Annotated in this window: 11 protein-coding genes, 1 tRNA gene and 1 rRNA gene; 12 read left to right on the plus strand and 1 reads right to left on the minus strand. The window is 69.7% G+C overall.

What is annotated here, in order from left to right; genetic code table 11:
- The 3 genes from rrf to AB0P24_RS31090 all read left to right on the plus strand — a co-directional run.
- Nucleotides 1-86: ribosomal RNA gene (rrf, locus tag AB0P24_RS31080) — 5S ribosomal RNA — on the plus strand; the annotation flags it as partial.
- A 113-nt stretch (nucleotides 87-199) separates the two neighbouring features.
- Nucleotides 200-862 carry a DegT/DnrJ/EryC1/StrS family aminotransferase gene (locus AB0P24_RS31085; protein ID WP_181803594.1) on the plus strand — a complete coding sequence of 221 codons (663 nt, stop codon included), beginning with the start codon at nucleotides 200-202 and terminating at the stop codon, nucleotides 860-862.
- 77 nt (nucleotides 863-939) lie between these two features.
- Nucleotides 940-1,015: transfer RNA gene (locus tag AB0P24_RS31090), tRNA-Thr, on the plus strand.
- Between the two features lie 81 nt (nucleotides 1,016-1,096).
- Here the strand turns inward: AB0P24_RS31090 and AB0P24_RS31095 are convergent.
- Nucleotides 1,097-3,853, minus strand: coding sequence for a SpoIIE family protein phosphatase (locus tag AB0P24_RS31095; protein WP_365799807.1), 2,757 nt, complete (start codon nucleotides 3,851-3,853; stop codon nucleotides 1,097-1,099).
- Nucleotides 3,854-4,250: 397 nt separating this feature from the next.
- Here AB0P24_RS31095 and AB0P24_RS31100 point away from each other — a divergent pair, with 397 nt between their 5' ends.
- From AB0P24_RS31100 to AB0P24_RS31140, 9 genes are all read left to right on the plus strand, one after another.
- A complete protein-coding gene (locus tag AB0P24_RS31100) occupies nucleotides 4,251-9,710 on the plus strand; it encodes a HAMP domain-containing protein (RefSeq protein WP_365799809.1) in 5,460 nt (1,819 codons plus the stop codon).
- Between the two features lie 273 nt (nucleotides 9,711-9,983).
- Nucleotides 9,984-10,664 (plus strand): response regulator, encoded by a 681-nt coding sequence (locus AB0P24_RS31105; RefSeq protein ID WP_365799811.1) that lies wholly within the window; start codon nucleotides 9,984-9,986, stop codon nucleotides 10,662-10,664.
- Nucleotides 10,665-10,788: 124 nt separating this feature from the next.
- A complete protein-coding gene (locus tag AB0P24_RS31110) occupies nucleotides 10,789-13,533 on the plus strand; it encodes a DNA translocase FtsK (RefSeq protein ID WP_365799813.1) in 2,745 nt (914 codons plus the stop codon).
- Nucleotides 13,534-13,810: 277 nt separating this feature from the next.
- A complete protein-coding gene (locus AB0P24_RS31115) occupies nucleotides 13,811-14,650 on the plus strand; it encodes a RodZ domain-containing protein (RefSeq protein WP_365799815.1) in 840 nt (279 codons plus the stop codon).
- 92 nt (nucleotides 14,651-14,742) lie between these two features.
- On the plus strand, nucleotides 14,743-16,215 hold the full coding sequence (gene rimO / locus AB0P24_RS31120; RefSeq protein ID WP_365799817.1) for a 30S ribosomal protein S12 methylthiotransferase RimO: 1,473 nt from the start codon (nucleotides 14,743-14,745) through the stop codon (nucleotides 16,213-16,215).
- The gene (pgsA, locus tag AB0P24_RS31125; protein ID WP_365799819.1) at nucleotides 16,212-16,964 is read left to right on the plus strand and encodes a CDP-diacylglycerol--glycerol-3-phosphate 3-phosphatidyltransferase; all 753 of its coding nucleotides are present in this window, start codon (nucleotides 16,212-16,214) and stop codon (nucleotides 16,962-16,964) included. The genes rimO and pgsA overlap by 4 nt, the downstream gene beginning before the upstream one ends.
- Complete coding sequence (locus tag AB0P24_RS31130; protein WP_365799821.1) at nucleotides 16,961-17,506, plus strand: CinA family protein; 546 nt, start codon at nucleotides 16,961-16,963, stop codon at nucleotides 17,504-17,506. The genes pgsA and AB0P24_RS31130 overlap by 4 nt, the downstream gene beginning before the upstream one ends.
- A 109-nt stretch (nucleotides 17,507-17,615) precedes the next feature.
- Nucleotides 17,616-17,990: a helix-turn-helix transcriptional regulator gene (locus AB0P24_RS31135; protein ID WP_365799823.1), complete on the plus strand. Its 375-nt coding sequence runs from the start codon at nucleotides 17,616-17,618 to the stop codon at nucleotides 17,988-17,990.
- A gap of 204 nt (nucleotides 17,991-18,194) precedes the next feature.
- The gene (locus tag AB0P24_RS31140) at nucleotides 18,195-18,665 is read left to right on the plus strand and encodes a DNA starvation/stationary phase protection protein (RefSeq protein WP_365799825.1); all 471 of its coding nucleotides are present in this window, start codon (nucleotides 18,195-18,197) and stop codon (nucleotides 18,663-18,665) included.
- Nucleotides 18,666-18,731: the final 66 nt, after the last annotated feature.

Genomic DNA, 18,731 nt, shown 5'->3' on the forward strand with positions numbered 1-18,731 from the left:
GTTACATTCCGAACCCGGAAGCTAAGCCTTACAGCGCCGATGGTACTGCAGGGGGGACCCTGTGGGAGAGTAGGACGCCGCCGAACAAATATTGAAAGGGTTGGATCTGGAACTTCGGTTCCGGGTCCAACCCTTTTTTGGTTTGCGTAACGTGTCGTTCACGTTCCCCGCCGAGCATCCCAGCATGGGTACTGCTGCAATGCTCAGGGCGGCCGGTGTCGGAGTCGGCGACGAGGTGATCGTGCCGGCCTTCGGGAACGTCGAAGTCGCCGAGGCCGTGACTCTGGCCGGTGCGCTTCCGGTGTTCGCCGACATAGATCCGCTGACCTACTGCCTCGACGTGACGGCGGTGGAAGCGGCCGTAACTGCCCGTTCCGCCGCGGTCGTTGTCGTACACCGGTTTGGACGGTGGGCTGACATCAGGCGGTTGCGGGAGCTGGGGCAGCGGCACGGGCTGCTGGTGCTGGAGCAGGGCGAGTCCGAGGCTCCGTACGACGAGATCGCGCAGCGGCGGCAGCGGGCGTCCTACCTCGACGCGAAGCTGCGCGGTGTGCGGACGCCGGACGGCGGGGACGGGCACACCTACCAGCAGTACGTCGTTCGGGTGCCGGGGAACGGCCGGCCCGACCGGGACGCCTTCGCTCGCGCCCTGCGGGGCAAGGGAGTTGACTGCCGGGTGCCGGTGAAGACGCCGGTGCACCGCCTGCCGGAATACCGGCGCTTTGTCTCGCTGCCGGAGACGGAGGTCGCCGCGGACGAGACGCTGGCGCTGCCGGTGGACGCGTCGTTGACGAAGCGGGAGATGCAGCGGATCGTCTCCGCCTGCAATGCACTGGGTGGACTGCTCCAGCCTGCTTTCTGAACGAGTTTGGGAACTCGGGTCTGTTCGGGGTATGATCTATTCCGTTGCCGCGGGGGAAACCTCGAAAAAGGCGACAGGCCCCTATAGCTCAGTCGGTAGAGCGTCTCCATGGTAAGGAGAAGGTCAACGGTTCGATTCCGTTTGGGGGCTCCACTGGAAAAGGCCCCGCCCGTCAAGGGCGGGGCCTTTTCCATGCCCTCTTCCTCGCCTTCCTCGCCTTCCTCGTTCTCCCGCTCAGTCCTTCTGGAGGCCCGGAACTCGCATCGCCAGAATCGCCATGTCGTCCGAAGGGGCGTCCGACGCGAAGCGCTCCACCGCGCGCATGATGCGTGCGGCGACCGCGCCGGCCGTCAGGCCCGTGCAGGTCGTGAGAACGTCGGCGAGGCCGTCGTCGCCGAGCATGCGGGTGCCCTCCCGGCGTTCCGTCACGCCGTCCGTGACACACAGGAGGACATCGCCGGGGTCGAGGGTGACCGTCTGCTCGTACAGCTCCAGGTCCTCGATGACGCCGAGGAGCGGCTGGGGTTCGGCGGCCGCCTCGACCGTGCCGTCCTGGCGCAGGCGCAGGGGGAGCGGGTGGCCGGCGCAGACCACCTTCATCTCCGCGCTGCCGTCCTCCTGGGGGCGCATCTCGCCGTACAGGAGGGTCAGGAAGCGGCTGCGGGCTCCCTCGTCGAGGATGGCCGAGTTGAGGCGCTCCAGGACGGCCGGGCCGCTGAGACCCTCCCTGGCGAGCAGGCGCAGGGCGTGCCGGGCGAGGCCGGTGACGGCGGCCGCGTTGGGACCCGTACCGCAGACGTCGCCGATGGCGAAGCCGTACGCGTTGTCGGAGATCGGGAAGACGTCGTAGAAGTCGCCGCCGACCTCGTTGCCCTCGCCGGCCGCGCGGTAGATGACCTCGACCTCCATGCCCTCGATGTGCGGGGTGCCCGGGGGCAGGAGGCTGCGCTGGAGGGCCTGGCTGATGGCCGTGCGCTCCGAGTACAGGCGGGCGTTGTCCAGGGCCAGCGCGGCCCGGCGGGACAGGTCCTCGGCCAGTTCCAGGATCTCCTGGCGGAAGTGTTCGTCGGTGGGCTTGCCGAGGGTGAGCATGCCGATGACACGGTTGCGGGCGACCAGGGGGAGGACCACTGTCTCGCCGCCCACGGCGGAGGCCGTGGCGAGCGTCGGGCCGATGCCGGAGGAGACCTGGCGGGTGGGGCCGCCGGCCAGGCCGAGGCTGCGCATGGAGCTGCGCAGTGCGGCCTGGTGGGCGTGGTCGCCGGGGACCGTCCAGACGCGGGCGCCGGGCGTGGGCACCGGGTCGGGCGGGGGCACCTTGGAGAGCAACGACTTGATGCCGTCGATGAGTTCCTCGTCCTCATGCAGGACGTACGAGAGGTACGGCTCGGAGGCCTGGTCGGCGATGGTGTAGACGGCGCACCAGGTGGCGAGGGTCGGGACCGTCATCTGGGCCATCAGGGCGAGGGTCTGGTCGCGGTCCAGGGTGCCGGCGAGCAGGTCGGAGGCTTCCACGAGGAAGCTGAGGGAGCCGCGGCGCAGCCGTTCCAGCTCGCCCAGGCGGGCCGACTCGACGGCCAGGGCGATGCGGTCGGCGGCGAACTGGAGGCGCAGGGCCTCTTCGTTGGAGTATCTGCCCGGTGCCTCGGCCGCGACGCCCAGGGAGCCGGTCAGACGGCCCTCGACCTTCAGCGGGACCGTGACGACCGAGCGCATGCCGGTGCCGCCCAGGAGGGGGACCGCGCCCGGAACGGCCACCAGATCGTCGTGTACGGCCGGCATACGGGCCGAACCGTAGCGGCCGGGGCCGGCTTCCACGGGCACGCGCGCGAAGCGCTGACGGGCGGAGGGGAGCCCGGTGGAGGCGCGGACCTCCAACTCGGTCTCGTCGTCGGTCGCGAGGAGCAGGAACGCGGAGTCGCCGTCGAGCATGTCGCGGGCGCGTTCGACCGTGCGCTGGAGGAGGCCGTCGAGGTCGTCCGGGGCCGGGGAGCCGATGAACACCTCGAAGGGGTCGCTGCTCTGGCCGTCGGAGGCGCCGCCGGTGTCGGAGGCGGGGACGCGCAACGGGGTCTGGAGGACGGCCCGTTCGTGGTCGCGTACGAGGAGGCAGACCGTGGAGGGCTCGCCGCCGGTGTCACGGACTCTCAGGTGCGAGGCGTAGACGGGAGTCACCCGGCCGTCGGCGCCGCGGATGCCGTAGCTGCCCTCCCAGCGGGAGAGCTGGAGGGCCTCGGCGATGCCGGTACCGGTGCCGGGGGTGTGCGGCCAGGCGGCGAGGTCGGTGAGCGGTTTGCCGGTGACGTCCATGGCGGTGTGGCCGAAGATCTCCTCGGCGTCCTCGTTCCAGGCCGAGATGGAGCCCTTGCGGTCGATCTGGACGACCGCGACCCGGACCCGGCCGTCGGCCAGGGGCAGCAGGTCGGCGGGGAGGGCGGGGCCGGCGGCGCGGGTGCCCACCGGGCGCTCGGGGAGATCGAGCTGGAACCAGACATTTTTGTGCGTGGGCGTGTACTCCACGCCCCAGCGGGCGGCGAGGGCCGCGCAGAGCTGGAGGCCGCGGCCGCCCTCGCGGTCGGGGCTGCCCATGTTGACCGCGGAGCCCTGGAGCGGGACCTCGCGTTCCGGGTAGCGGTCGGAGACCTCGATGCGCACGCCGTCGTCCATGCGGAGGCAGAGCACCTCGGCATGGGTGCCGGCGTGCACCACCGCGTTGGTCACCAGTTCGCTGGTGAGGACCACGGCGTCGTCGACGACGTCCGCGAAGCCCCAGCCCTGGAGCGTGTCGCGGACGAAGGACCGGGCGGTCGCGACCGATCGCCCGACGGGCTCGAAGCTGGCGGCCGCGCGCGCGGTGATCACAGAACTCCTCGACCGGGTCTCTACATGCGGGCTTGCCTGGCCGGCCGGCTGATGCCGCTGGTGCGGCATGTGCTCGCCCGTGGGCCGTGGCTCCGGGTTGTGTCCCCCGGGGATCACTCCGGTGGTCATGGTCTGCGGCCGCCCCTCCGAATGCCCGCTCGTTCTCGTGCCACCGCCCAGGCCGGACGGACCGGTGCGGCTGGACAGCCGCATGCAAGGTTACTTACCTTCGCCGTCCGAGCGGATGCCGGTCGCCGGTGTTTACGCCCCCAGGGTGTGCGGACGATGTGCGAAGCTGCCGAACTGTTATGGCCTGGTTCGGCCGGGGTGAAACACTGGGCAAGCTTCTGGAGAAGGTCCGGTCAGCCCGAGTGCGTTCCGTGTACAGCGGGCAGCAGCCCCTGGTGTGGCCGGATCTCGTCTGGCAGAAATACGCAGCAGTAACTGGTACGCCCATGTAAGCGGTACGCCGAGTATGCGGTGTCCGAGCACAGCAGTAACGGTCGACCCCCGCGGGAGGGACACAGTGGAGTCTGGCGCAGCGGCGCGGGGCACTAAGGCGCGCGCGAAGGGCGGACCGTCCCTGAGCAGGCAGCGGGGCGGTGACGGGACCACCGCGGTGGACACGGCTTCCCTGAACCGGTTGCTGGCGGCGCTCCTGGCGATGCGGGACGGCAACTTCCGCAAGCGGCTCACGGTGTCCGGGGACGGCGTGATGTCGGAGATCGCGGCGGTCTTCAACGAGGTGGCCGACCGAAATCTCCACCTCACGGGTGAGCTGTCGCGGGTGCGGCGCGTTGTCGGACGTGAGGGAAAGCTCACGGAGCGGCTGGAGACGGGCGCCTGTGAGGGCTCCTGGGCGGCCGCCATCGACAACTCCAACGCGCTCGTCGACGACTTGGTGCGGCCGGTCTCCGAGGTGGGCCGGGTCCTGACGGCGGTGGCCGAGGGCGATCTGTCGCCCCGCATGGAGCTGCGGTCGCCGTCGGCGGACGGGGCCGCCGGGCATCCGCTGCGCGGTGAGTTCCTGAAGGTCGGACGGACCGTCAACAACCTGGTCGACCAGTTGTCGACGTTCACCGACGAGGTCACGCGCGTGGCCAGCGAGGTGGGCACCGAGGGCAAGCTGGGCGGGCAGGCCCGGGTGCGCGGTATGTCCGGTTCGTGGCGGGACCTCACGGATTCCGTGAACACGATGGCGTACCGGTTGACGGCGCAGGTGCGGGACATCGCGCTGGTGACGACGGCGGTCGCCAAGGGCGATCTGTCGCGGAAGGTCACGGTTCAGGTCGCCGGCGAGATGCTGGAGCTGAAGGAAACCGTCAACACGATGGTGGACCAGCTGTCGGCGTTCTCCTCCGAGGTGACCCGGGTCGCCCGTGAGGTGGGCACGGACGGCATCCTGGGCGGTCAGGCGCACGTGCCGGGGGTCGCGGGGACGTGGAAGGAACTCACCGACTCCGTCAACACCATGGCCGGCAACCTGACGGCCCAGGTGCGGGGGATCTCCGAGGTGACCACCGCGGTCGCCAACGGCGATCTGTCCCGCAAGGTGACCGTCCCGGCGCGCGGTGAGGTCGCGCAGCTCGCCGAGACGATCAACCAGATGACCGAGACGCTGCGGATCTTCGCGGACGAGGTCACGCGCGTGGCCAACGAGGTCGGCGGCGAGGGGCGGCTCGGCGGCCAGGCGAACGTGCCGGGCGCGGCCGGTACCTGGAAGGACCTGACGGACTCCGTCAACACGGTCTTCCGGAACCTGACCACCCAGGTGCGCGACATCGCCGCGGTGACGACGGCGGTGGCCAACGGCGATCTGTCGCAGAAGGTCACCGTCGATGTGGCCGGCGAGATGCTGGAGCTGAAGAACACCGTCAACGGCATGGTCGACCAACTGTCGTCGTTCGGTGCCGAGGTCACCCGCGTGGCCCGGGAGATCGGGGTCGAGGGCGAGCTGGGCGGCCAGGCGCAGGTGCCCGGAGCCGCCGGCACCTGGAAGGACCTGACCGACTCCGTCAACACCGCGTTCCGCAACCTCACCGGTCAGGTCCGCAACATCGCGCAGGTGACGACGGCGGTGGCCAACGGTGATCTGTCGCAGAAGGTCACGGTCGACGTCTCCGGCGAGATGCTGAAGCTGAAGAACACCGTGAACACGATGGTGGACCAGCTCTCCAGCTTCGCCGACCAGGTGACGCGGATGGCCAGGGACGTGGGCACCGAGGGCCGGCTGGGCGGTCAGGCGCGGGTGGACGGCGTGTCGGGCACCTGGAAGGAGCTGACGGATTCCGTCAACTTCATGGCCGGCAACCTGACCTCCCAGGTGCGGCAGATCGCCCAGGTGACGACGGCGGTGGCGCGGGGCGACCTGTCCCAGAAGATCGACGTCGACGCGCGCGGTGAGATCCTTGAGCTGAAGAACACGATCAACACGATGGTTGATCAGCTGTCCGCCTTCGCCGACCAGGTCACCAAGGTGGCCCGTGAGGTGGGTACGGAAGGACGGCTGGGCGGTCAGGCGCAGGTGCCCGGTGTGGCCGGTGTGTGGCGGGACCTGACGGACTCGGTGAACGGCATGGCCGGGAACCTGACGGCCCAGGTGCGCAACATCGCGCAGGTCGCCACCGCGGTGGCCCGCGGTGACCTCTCCCAGAAGATCACCGTGGACGCGCGCGGTGAGATCCAGGAGCTGAAGAACACCCTGAACACGATGGTCGACCAGCTGTCGTCGTTCGCCCAGGAGGTCACGCGCGTCGCGCGCGAGGTGGGCACCGAGGGCATCCTCGGCGGCCAGGCCGAGGTGCAGGGGGTCGCGGGCACCTGGAAGGACCTCACCCAGTCCGTGAACTTCATGGCGAACAACCTGACCATCCAGGTGCGCAACATCGCCGAGGTCACGACGGCGGTCGCCAAGGGCGACCTGTCGAAGAAGATCACTGTTGACGCGAAGGGCGAGATCCTTGAGCTCGTCACGACGGTCAACACCATGGTTGACCAGCTGTCGAGTTTCGCCGAGCAGGTGACCAGGGTGGCCCGTGAGGTGGGCACCGAGGGCATTCTGGGCGGTCAGGCGCACGTTCCGGGTATCACGGGTATCTGGAAGGACCTCAGCAACAACGTGAACCAGATGGCCAACAACCTGACCACGCAGGTGCGCAACATCTCCCAGGTCTCGGCGGCGGTCGCCAACGGCGACCTCACCCGGCAGGTCACCATCGAGGCGAGCGGTGAGGTGGCCCAGCTCGCCGACACGATCAACCAGATGGTGAAGACGCTGAGTTCGTTCGCCGACCAGGTCACCAAGGTGGCCCGTGAGGTGGGCACGGACGGCATCCTGGGCGGTCAGGCGCACGTGCCGGGTGTGGCGGGTACGTGGAAGGACCTCACCGAGTCGGTGAACCAGATGGCGTCCAACCTGACCGGCCAGGTGCGCAACATCGCCATGGTCACCACGGCCATCGCCAAGGGCGACCTGACCAAGAAGATCGACATTGACGCCCGCGGTGAGATCCTCGAACTCAAGACGACGATCAACACGATGGTCGACCAGCTGTCCAGCTTCGCCGAGGAGGTCACCAGGGTGGCCCGCGAGGTGGGCACCGAGGGCCAGCTGGGCGGCCAGGCACGCGTGCGTGACGTCGACGGCACCTGGCGGGACCTGACCGAGTCCGTGAACGAGATGGCCGGGAACCTGACCCGGCAGGTGCGGGCCATCGCGCGGGTGGCGACCGCGGTGACCCGTGGCGACCTGAACCTGAAGATCGACGTGGACGCGTCCGGCGAGATCCAGGAGTTGCAGGACTACATCAACAAGATGATCGCCAACCTGCGTGACACCACGGTCGCCAACCAGGAGCAGGACTGGCTCAAGGGCAACCTGGCCCGTATCTCCGCGCTGATGCAGGGCCGCCGCGACCTGGCGGACGTGGCCTCCCTGATCATGAGCGAGCTGACACCGGTGGTGACCGCGCAGCACGGCGCGTTCTTCCTGGCGATGCCCCTGGTCGACGGCAAGGACACGAACACCGAGAACGAGGACGCGTACGAACTGCGCATGCTCGGCTCGTACGGCTACTCGATGGGCTCCATGCCGACGTCGTTCCGGCCTGGTGAGGCGCTGATCGGCACGGCCGCGCAGGAGAAGCGCACGATCCTGGTGGAGAAGGCGCCCACCGGGTATCTGAAGATCTCCTCCGGCCTGGGCGAGGCCCCGCCGGCGCAGGTGATCGTGCTCCCGGTGCTGTTCGAGGGCAAGGTGCTCGGGGTCATCGAGCTGGCGTCCTTCACGCCGTTCACACAGATCCAGAAGGACTTCCTCGACCAGATCGCCGATTTGATCGCGACCAGCGTCAACACCATCTCCGTCAACACCAAGACCGAGCTGCTGCTGAAGCAGTCCCAGGAGCTGACCGAGCAGCTCCAGGAGCGGTCGGCCGAGCTGGAGAACCGGCAGAAGGCCCTCCAGGCCTCGAACGCCGAACTGGAGGAGAAGGCCGAGCTGCTGGCCCAGCAGAACCGTGACATCGAGGTGAAGAACACCGAGATCGAGGAGGCCCGGCAGGTCCTGGAGGAGCGCGCCGAGCAACTCGCGGTCTCCATGCGCTACAAGAGCGAGTTCCTGGCCAACATGTCGCACGAGCTGCGCACCCCGCTCAACTCGCTGCTGATCCTGGCCAAGCTGCTCGCCGACAACGCCGAGGGCAATCTCTCGCCGAAGCAGGTGGAGTTCGCCGAGACCATCCACGGCGCCGGCTCCGACCTGCTCCAGCTGATCAACGACATCCTGGACCTGTCGAAGGTCGAGGCGGGCAAGATGGACGTCTCCCCGACGCGTATCGCGCTCGTCCAGCTCGTCGACTACGTGGAGGCCACGTTCCGGCCGCTGACCGCGGAGAAGGGCCTCGACCTGTCGGTGCGGGTCTCGCCGGAGCTGCCGGCCACCCTGCACACCGACGAGCAGCGGCTCCTTCAGGTGCTGCGCAACCTGCTGTCCAACGCGGTGAAGTTCACCGACTCCGGCTCGGTGGAGCTGGTGATCCGGCCGGCGAGCGGCGATGTCCCGGTGGGGATCAGGGAGCAGCTCCTGGAGGCCGGTTCGCTCAGTGACCCGGACGCGCCGCTGATCGCGTTCTCGGTGACCGACACCGGCATCGGGATCGCGGCCAGCAAGATGCGGGTGATCTTCGAGGCGTTCAAGCAGGCCGACGGCACGACCAGCCGCAAGTACGGCGGTACCGGCCTCGGCCTGTCGATCTCGCGCGAGATCGCGCAACTGCTCGGCGGGGAGATTTACGCGCAGAGCGAGCCGGGCCGCGGCTCCACGTTCACGCTCTACCTGCCGCTGCACCCCAGTGAGCTGCCGCCGCAGGGCTACCAGCAGCCCGTGCCGCAGCTGGAGGCCGGGGACCTGGTCGCCTCGCGGAACCACACCTCGGAGTTGTCCGGCGCGGAGATCGAGACGCCGGCCGAGGTGAAGTCGTACCAGGAGACCCAGAACGGCGCCGCCGCGCTCTTCAGGCGCAGGCGCCGGGGGGCTCCGCTGGCCGAGGCGTGGCCGGTGCTGGCCGAGCAGGAGGTGACGTCCGCGCAGTCGCGCCGGGGCATGCGGTTCGGCGGCGAGAAGGTGCTGATCGTCGACGACGACATCCGCAACGTCTTCGCGCTCACCAGCGTTCTCGAGCAGCACGGCCTGTCGGTGCTGTACGCCGAGAACGGCCGGGAGGGCATCGAGGTCCTGGAACAGCACGACGACGTGGCGGTCGTCCTGATGGACATCATGATGCCTGAGATGGACGGCTATGCGACGACCAACGCGATTCGCCGGATGCCGCAGTTCGCCGGGCTGCCGATCATCGCGCTCACCGCGAAGGCGATGAAGGGCGACCGGGAGAAGGCCATCGAGTCGGGTGCCTCCGACTACGTCACCAAGCCGGTCGACCCCGATCACCTTCTGACGGTGATGGAGCAGTGGATGCGCGTGGAGTGACCGGAACGGTCAGGTGTGATGTGAACGTTGCGGGAACCTTCCGTGAGCACGGGGAGTTGCCGACTCAGCGGGTGGAACCCGTGTAGAAGTGCGGGATCGGGGGAACCTTCTGGTCTCCGGCTGCGTTTCTGCTATGTGCACAGTGACATCGCGGTGACAGGGTGTGGCGACGGGCGGGGTGCGGCTACCATGACCGGCACAAGGACGGGCGGCGCAAGGGAGTCGTCCCCTGGGGCGGCGCCCGGTGCACATCCGGGGCGAGGAGGGCGGGCCATGGTGCAGAAGGCCAAGATCCTCCTGGTCGATGACCGGCCGGAGAATCTGCTGGCGCTGGAGGCCATCCTCTCTGCGCTCGATCAGACACTGGTGCGGGCATCGTCCGGGGAGGAAGCGCTCAAGGCACTGCTCACGGACGACTTCGCGGTCATTCTGCTGGACGTCCAGATGCCGGGCATGGACGGTTTCGAGACCGCGGCGCACATCAAGCGGCGGGAGCGGACCCGGGACATCCCGATCATCTTCCTCACCGCCATCAACCACGGCCCTCACCACACCTTCCGGGGCTACGCCGCGGGCGCGGTCGACTACATCTCCAAGCCCTTCGACCCGTGGGTGCTGCGCGCCAAGGTCTCGGTCTTCGTCGAGCTGTACATGAAGAACTGCCAGCTGCGCGAGCAGGCGGCGCTGCTGCGGCTCCAGTTGGAGGGCGGCGGCAAGGGTGCGGTCGCCGGCAAGGAGTCCGCCGGACTGCTCGCCGAGCTGTCCGCGCGGCTCGCGGCCGTCGAGGAGCAGGCCGAGGCGCTGTCCAAGCAGCTGGACGACGAGTCCGCGGACGCGGCCGCGGTGGCCACGGCGGCCCACCTGGAGCGCAAACTCACCGGCCTGCGCCGGGCGCTCGACGCCCTCGAACCGGGCACCAGCGGCTCCACGCCGCCGCTCCCGTCGCAGAACTGACCGCGACCGCGGACACAGTTGCCCATGAGCGTGCGTCAGTTCCACGCCCCGCGAAGGGCGACACGAACGGGTGAAGCTGTGGGCACACGTGTCCCGTGTGCCATCCCCCGGTAACCTCACACCCATGGCCTCACGTCCCTCGGCAGCCAAGAAGCAGCCCGCGAAGAAGGCCGCTGCCTCGAAGGCGCCGGCGAAGAAGGCCGCCGCGAAGAACGCCCCGGCCAAGAAGGCGCCCGCCAAGAGGACCGCGGCGAAGAAGTCCGCGCCGCCGCCCAAGCCGGCGCCCAGCCCCACCGGGGGCGTGTACCGCCTGGTGCGCGCCCTCTGGCTGGGCCTCGCGCACGCCGTCGGCGCCGTCTTCCGCGGCATAGGACAGGGCGCCAAGAACCTCGACCCCGCGCACCGCAAGGACGGCGTCGCCCTGCTGCTGCTCGGCACCGCCCTGATCGTCGCCGCCGGCACCTGGGCCGACCTGCGCGGTCCCGTCGGCGACCTGGTCGAGATCCTGGTCACCGGCGCCTTCGGCCGCCTCGACCTGCTGGTGCCGATACTGCTCGCGATGATCGCCGTACGGTTCATGCGCCACCCCGAGCAGCCGGAGGCCAACGGCCGGATCGTCATCGGTCTGTCCGCTCTGGTCATCGGCGTGCTGGGCCAGGTCCACATCGCCTGCGGCTCACCCGCCCGCAGCGCCGGCATGCAGGGCATAAGGGACGCCGGCGGCCTCATCGGCTGGGCGGCGGCGACCCCGCTGACGTACACCATGACCGAGGTCCTCGCCGTACCGCTGCTGGTGCTGCTCACGGTCTTCGGGCTGCTCGTGGTCACCGCGACCCCGGTGAACGCCGTCCCGCAGCGACTGCGTGCGCTCGGCGTGCGCCTCGGTCTGCTGCACGACCCCGAGCCGGACGAGTACCCGGAGTACGGCGGAGACGACGAGCGCTACGACGAGCAGTGGCGCGAGGCGCTGCCCGCGCGCCCCCGCAGGCGCTCCGGCGCCCCGAAGGACTACGACCCCGACAGCGCCGAGCAGGAGGCCCTCGCCAAGCGCCGGGGCCGCCCGCGGCGCTCCGCCGTGCCGCAGCCCGAGCTGGGCCGCCAGATGGACGCCGTGGACGTCGCGGCGGCCGCCGCGGCCGCGCTCGACGGCGCCGTCCTGCACGGCATGCCGCCCTCCCCGCTCGTCGCGGACCTCACCCAGGGCGTCAGCGTCGGTGACCGCGAGGACACCACGCCCGTGCCGGCACCGAGCCCGAGCCCGAGCCCGGTCCCGGCCGCACGGCCCAAGCAGGAGAAGCTCAAGGTCGAACCGGTCGTCGCCGACCTGACCAAACCGGCCCCCGAGGAGCCCCGCGAGCTGCCCCCGCGCGCCGAGCAGCTCCAGCTCTCCGGTGACATCACCTACTCGCTGCCGTCGCTCGACCTCCTCACCCGGGGCGGTCCCGGCAAGGCCCGCAGCGAGGCCAACGACCGGGTGGTCGCCTCGCTCACCAACGTCTTCTCGGAGTTCAAGGTCGACGCGGCCGTCACCGGCTTCACCCGCGGGCCGACGGTCACCCGCTACGAGGTCGAGCTCGGCCCCGCCGTGAAGGTCGAGCGGATCACCGCCCTCACCAAGAACATCGCGTACGCCGTCGCCAGCCCGGACGTGCGGATCATCAGCCCGATCCCCGGCAAGTCCGCGGTCGGCATCGAGATCCCCAACACCGACCGCGAGATGGTCAACCTCGGAGACGTGCTGCGGCTCGCCGAGTCCGCCGAGGACGACGACCCGATGCTGGTCGCGTTCGGCAAGGACGTCGAGGGCGGCTACGTCATGCACTCGCTGGCGAAGATGCCGCACATGCTCGTCGCCGGCGCCACCGGCTCCGGCAAGTCGTCCTGCATCAACTGCCTGATCACGTCGGTCATGATGCGGGCGACCCCGGAGGACGTGCGGATGGTCCTCGTCGACCCCAAGCGGGTCGAGCTGACCGCCTACGAGGGCATCCCGCACCTGATCACGCCGATCATCACCAACCCCAAGCGGGCCGCCGAGGCGCTGCAATGGGTCGTCCGCGAGATGGACCTGCGCTACGACGACCTGGCCGCGTTCGGGTTCCGGCACATCGACGACTTCAACAAGGCGATCCGCGAGGGCAGGGTCAAGCTGCCCGAGGGCAGTGAGCGGGAGCTGCAGCCGTATCCGTACCTGCTGGTGATCGTCGACGAGCTCGCCGACCTGATGATGGTCGCCCCCCGCGACGTCGAGGACGCGATCGTGCGCATCACGCAGCTCGCGCGGGCGGCCGGCATCCACCTGGTGCTCGCCACCCAGCGCCCGTCGGTCGACGTGGTCACCGGTCTCATCAAGGCGAACGTGCCCTCCCGGCTCGCCTTCGCCACCTCCTCCCTCGCCGACAGCCGCGTCATCCTCGACCAGCCCGGCGCCGAGAAACTCATCGGCAAGGGCGACGGACTCTTCCTGCCGATGGGGGCGAACAAGCCGACCCGTATGCAGGGCGCGTTCGTCACCGAGGAGGAGGTCGCCGTCGTCGTCCAGCACTGCAAGGACCAGATGGCGCCCGTCTTCCGGGACGACGTCACCGTGGGCTCCAAGCAGAAGAAGGAGATCGACGAGGACATCGGCGACGACCTCGACCTGCTCTGCCAGGCGGCCGAGCTGGTCGTCTCCACCCAGTTCGGCTCCACGTCCATGCTCCAGCGCAAGCTGCGCGTCGGCTTCGCCAAGGCCGGCCGGCTCATGGACCTCATGGAGTCGCGCGGGGTGGTCGGACCGAGCGAGGGGTCCAAGGCGCGTGACGTTCTGGTGAAACCTGATGAGCTGGACGGGGTGCTTGCTGTGATCCGTGGGGAGTCCGAGGGGTAGGTCTGTATCAGGGCCGCGGACGCCTGCCGGCCCGGGAGGAGTCATTGTCGTGATCCACCCGTTAGGGACCGTAGGGCAACCGTTTCCCTGTGACGTACGTCAAGTTGAGCGAGAGGAAAGCTGTGCACCCCCTTCGGGGCGCACACCTGACCCGTCATCGGGATGTCGGGCCATACCGATGGCGTACAAAGTCGTACCGCCCGGTTGCCTCACCCTTTTGCACCCCCCCTAGACTGAACCTCCAGCACAGGTGGCTACACGCTCGAAAGGCGCCCCCGTGTCCATCGGCAGCAACTCCCCTGAAGACGAGCGTCCCTTCCCAGACGTGTCCGAGGAAAACCGCCCCTCCGTAGGCCGAGCCCTCAAACAGGCCCGCATCGCCGCCGGGCTGACCGTCGACAGCATCAGCGGGAGCACCCGGGTCCGTATCGCCATCGTGCACGCCATCGAGGCCGACGACTTCGCCCCCTGCGGCGGCGACGTCTACGCCCGCGGGCACATCCGGACCCTGGCCAAGGCCGTCGGCCTCGACCCCGAGCCGCTGCTCGCGCAGTTCGCCGCGGAGCACGGCGGTGGGCGGCCCGCGCCGACGCCCGCCGCGCCGCTCTTCGAGGCGGAACGTATCCGCCCCGAGCGGCGCGGGCCCAACTGGACGGCGGCCATGGTGGCCGCGATCGTCGTCGTGGTCGGTTTCGTCGGCTTCACCGCCGTCAAGGGCGGCGGCGACGACGCCAAGCAGTCGGTCGCCGAGGGCCCCGCCCCGACGACCAGCGAGCCGGTCTCGCCGACCCCGAAGGAAAGCAAGCCCGGCAAGACCCCCGCGCCCTCCGACAGCGCGATCGCCGCCGCGCCCCAGGACAAGGTCACCGTCCAGGTCAGTGCGGTGGGCGGACGCAGCTGGATCTCGGCCAAGGACCACAACGGCCGGATGCTCTTCGACGGGCTCCTGAAGAAGGGCGACTCCAAGACCTTCCAGGACAGCACCAAGATCAATCTGATCCTCGGCGACGCCGGCGCCATCCAGCTCTACGTCAACGGCAAGAAGATCGAGGACCAGTTCCGGCCCGGCGCGGTGGAGCGCCTGACGTACACCAAGGGCGACCCGGAAGTCGGATAATCATCCGGATCATGCGCGTACACAAGGGGTTGGTCATGATCGGCCAGCCCCTTCGACGTGGGCTGTCAGTGAGACAAAGTAGTCTTGAGCCCATGCCTGAACGCCGTACCGTCGCACTAGTCACTCTCGGCTGCGCCCGTAACGAGGTGGACTCGGAGGAGCTCGCAGGCCGTTTGGAGGCGGACGGCTGGCAGCTTGTCGAGGACGCGTCGGACGCCGACGTCGCCGTGGTCAACACCTGTGGATTCGTCGAGGCCGCCAAGAAGGACTCCGTCGACGCCCTCCTTGAGGCCAACGACCTCAAGAGCCATGGCAGAACCCAGGCCGTCGTGGCGGTGGGCTGCATGGCCGAGCGGTACGGCAAGGAACTCGCCGAGGCGCTGCCCGAGGCGGACGGCGTGCTCGGCTTCGACGACTACGCCGACATCTCCGACCGGCTGCAGACCATCCTGGGCGGCGGCATCCACGCCTCGCACACCCCGCGCGACCGCCGCAAGCTGCTGCCCATCAGCCCGGCCCAGCGGCAGGACTCGGCCGCTGCGGTGGCGCTGCCGGGGCACGGCCCGGCCGACCTCCCGGAGGGCGTCGCGCCCGCCTCCGGCCCGCGTGCGCCCCTGCGCCGCCGCCTGGACGGTTCCCCGGTCGCCTCGGTCAAGCTCGCCTCCGGCTGCGACCGGCGCTGCTCCTTCTGCGCCATCCCGTCCTTCCGCGGCTCCTTCATCTCACGCCGGCCCAGCGACGTGCTGAACGAGACCCGCTGGCTGGCCGAACAGGGCGTGAAGGAGATCATGCTGGTCTCCGAGAACAACACCTCCTACGGCAAGGACCTCGGCGACATCCGCCTGCTGGAATCCCTGCTGCCGGAGCTGGCCGAGGTCGACGGCATCGACCGGGTGCGCGTCAGCTACCTCCAGCCCGCCGAGATGCGCCCCGGCCTGATCGACGTACTGACCTCCACCCCGAAGGTCGTCCCGTACTTCGACCTGTCCTTCCAGCACTCCGCCCCGGGCGTGCTGCGCGCCATGCGCCGCTTCGGTGACACCGACCGCTTCCTGGAACTGCTCGACACCATCCGGTCCAAGGCTCCGCAGGCCGGTGTCCGCTCCAACTTCATCGTCGGCTTCCCGGGCGAGTCCGAGTCCGACCTCGCCGAACTGGAGCGCTTCCTGAACGGCGCACGGCTCGACGCCATCGGCGTCTTCGGGTACTCCGACGAGGAGGGCACCGAGGCGGCGACCTACGAGAACAAGCTCGCCGAGGAGGTCGTCGCCGACCGCCTCGCGCGCATCTCCCGCCTTGCCGAGGAGCTTGTCTCGCAGCGGGCCGAGGAGCGCCTCGGCGAGACCGTCCACGTCCTCGTGGAGTCCGTGGACGACGAGGACGGCGTCTACGGCCGGGCGGCCCACCAGGCGCCCGAGACGGACGGACAGGTGCTGCTCACCAGCGGCGCGGACCTGCGCGTCGGCCGTATGGTCGAGGCGAAGGTGGTCGGTACGGAGGGTGTCGACCTGGTGGCCGAGCCGCTGCATGGCTCGCCCGCATGGAGTGAGGAGGCCGGCAGATGACCGGAGTCCCGGCGTCCGCCGCGGGCGGCTCGTCCGGCGCGCCCGGCGCCCCGGGCTCCGCCGCCACTCCCGGTGCCGCCCGGGATTCCGGTTCCCACGGTTCCGGTGCCCAGGACGAGCGGCCCGTGCGCGGCGGGAAGATCGCCGCTGCCGCCGTCAACCAGGCCAGCCTGTGGAACGTCGCCAATCTGCTGACCATGCTCCGGCTGCTCCTGGTGCCCGGCTTCGTCGCGCTGATGCTGGCCGGCGGGGGATACGACCCGGCCTGGCGCTCGCTCGCCTGGGCGGCCTTCGCCATCGCCATGATCACCGACCTGTTCGACGGGCATCTGGCGCGCACCTACAACCTGGTCACCGACTTCGGGAAGATCGCCGACCCCATCGCCGACAAGGCGATCATGGGGGCGGCGCTGATCTGCCTGTCCGGGCTGGGCGATCTGCCCTGGTGGGTGACGATCGTGATCCTCGCCCGGGAAGTCGGCATCACGCTGATGCGTTTCGTGGTCATCCGCTACGGCGTGATCCCGGCCAGCCGCGGCGGCAAGCTCAAGACCCTCACCCAGGGCGTCGCCGTGGGGATGTACGTGCTGGCACTGACGGGGTGGCTGGCGACCGCGAGGTTCTGGGTGATGGCCGCGGCCGTCGTCCTGACCGTCGTCACCGGCCTCGACTATGTGAGACAGGCCATTGTGCTGCGGCGGCAGGGAATCGCCGAGCGCGCGGCGGTGTCGGAGGAGACGGAAGCGTGAATTCCATGGCCGCCGAACTGGTGCGACTGCTGACGGTGACGGGACGGACCCTCGCTGTCGCCGAGTCGCTGACCGGCGGCCTGGTCGCCGCGGAGATCACCGCGGTCCCCGGGGCGTCCAAGGTGTTCCGGGGTTCCGTCACCGCCTACGCCACCGAGCTGAAGCACGAGCTGCTGGGTGTCGACGCAACCCTGTTGGCCCAGCGCGGAGCGGTGGATCCGCAGGTCGCGGCCCAGATGGCCGCCGGAGTGCGCAAGGCGCTGGGCGCCGACTGGGGCCTCGCGACCACCGGCGTCGCCGGTCCGGAACCGCAGGACGGCCAAGCGGTCGGGACGGTTTTCGTGGCCGTTGACGGGCCGTTCGGCCCTGGTTCTGGTTCTGCCGCTGGCGGAAAAGTAGAGGCCCTGCGGTTGAACGGCGACCGCGCGGAAATCCGTAGAGAGAGTGTACGGAGCGTACTCGCACTGCTCCTGAGGGAGCTTGCGGGCGAACAGACCGGGAATGAGCGGACACAGGATACGGAACAGAACGGGGGGTTTTGATGTTTGCAGCCCTGAGTGAACACGACATCGCTCCCCGCACGGCCGCGGCGCAAGGCGGTACGGTGGGGCGTGAAGGATGCGGCTACGCGGTCCGAGGAGGGAGCCACCGATGATTCTGCTCCGTCGCCTGCTGGGTGACGTGCTGCGTCGGCAGCGCCAGCGCCAGGGCCGTACTCTGCGCGAAGTCTCCTCGTCCGCCCGAGTCTCACTCGGCTATCTCTCCGAGGTGGAGCGGGGGCAGAAGGAGGCTTCCTCCGAGCTGCTCTCCGCCATCTGCGACGCGTTGGACGTACGGATGTCCGAGCTCATGCGAGAAGTGAGCGACGAGCTCGCCCTTGCCGAGCTGGCCCAGTCCGCCCAGGCAACCCAGTCCGTGCCCACGCCGGTGCGCCCGATGCTGGGTACCGTCTCGGTGGCCGGTGTGCCACCGGAACGGGTGACCATCAAGGCGCCCGCCGAGGCGGTGGACGTGGTCGCCGCGTGACGCCTGCGCGGACGTAACCGACGCGGCGCCGACCCGGCGTCGAAGAAGTGCGCGAGGCCCCGGCCGGGGCCTTCCCGGGAAGACCTGGGGAGGTGCGGCCGGGGCCTTCGCGCGTCCGCGGGCGGGGTGCGCCCATTTGCCGGTGTCCGGGGGGCCGGTCATGGTGGAGGGACGTGACAGGGGGCGAACGACCGGAGAGCACACATGTACGTCGTGAAAAGCCCGCTGTCCGACGCGGACCTGAAGACCGTGGCCGAGGCGCTACAGGGCGGCCTCGTCGACCTGGTGGACCTGGCACTGGCCGCCAAGCAGATCCACTGGAACGTGGTCGGGCCCCGCTTCCGGACCGTCCACCTGCAACTGGACGAGGTCGTGGACACGGCCCGGGTGCACTCCGACACCGTCGCCGAGCGGGCGGCGGCGCTGGGCGTCTCACCGGACGGGCGCGCGGCCACCGTGGCCGCCGGCAGCGGCATCGGGCCGTTCCCCGCGGGCTGGGTCAAGGACTCGGACGCGGTGGCTGCCCTGGTAGACGCGCTGGGCGCGGTGATCACCCGGATGCGGGAGCGGGTGCGGGCGACCGCGGAGGCGGACCCGGTCTCCCAGGACATCTTCATCGGGATCACGGCGGATCTGGAGAAGCACCACTGGATGTTCCAGGCGGAGAACGCATAGCAGAGGCCGATGCCGGTCCACGGCCGTTGCATCGATGAGCCCTCGGTGCGCCTCCCCGGTGGGCCG

Origin of the sequence: Streptomyces sp. NPDC086519 (assembly GCF_040686075.1) — a bacterium.
In the GTDB taxonomy this organism is placed as follows: Bacteria; Actinomycetota; Actinomycetes; order Streptomycetales; family Streptomycetaceae; genus Streptomyces; species Streptomyces shenzhenensis.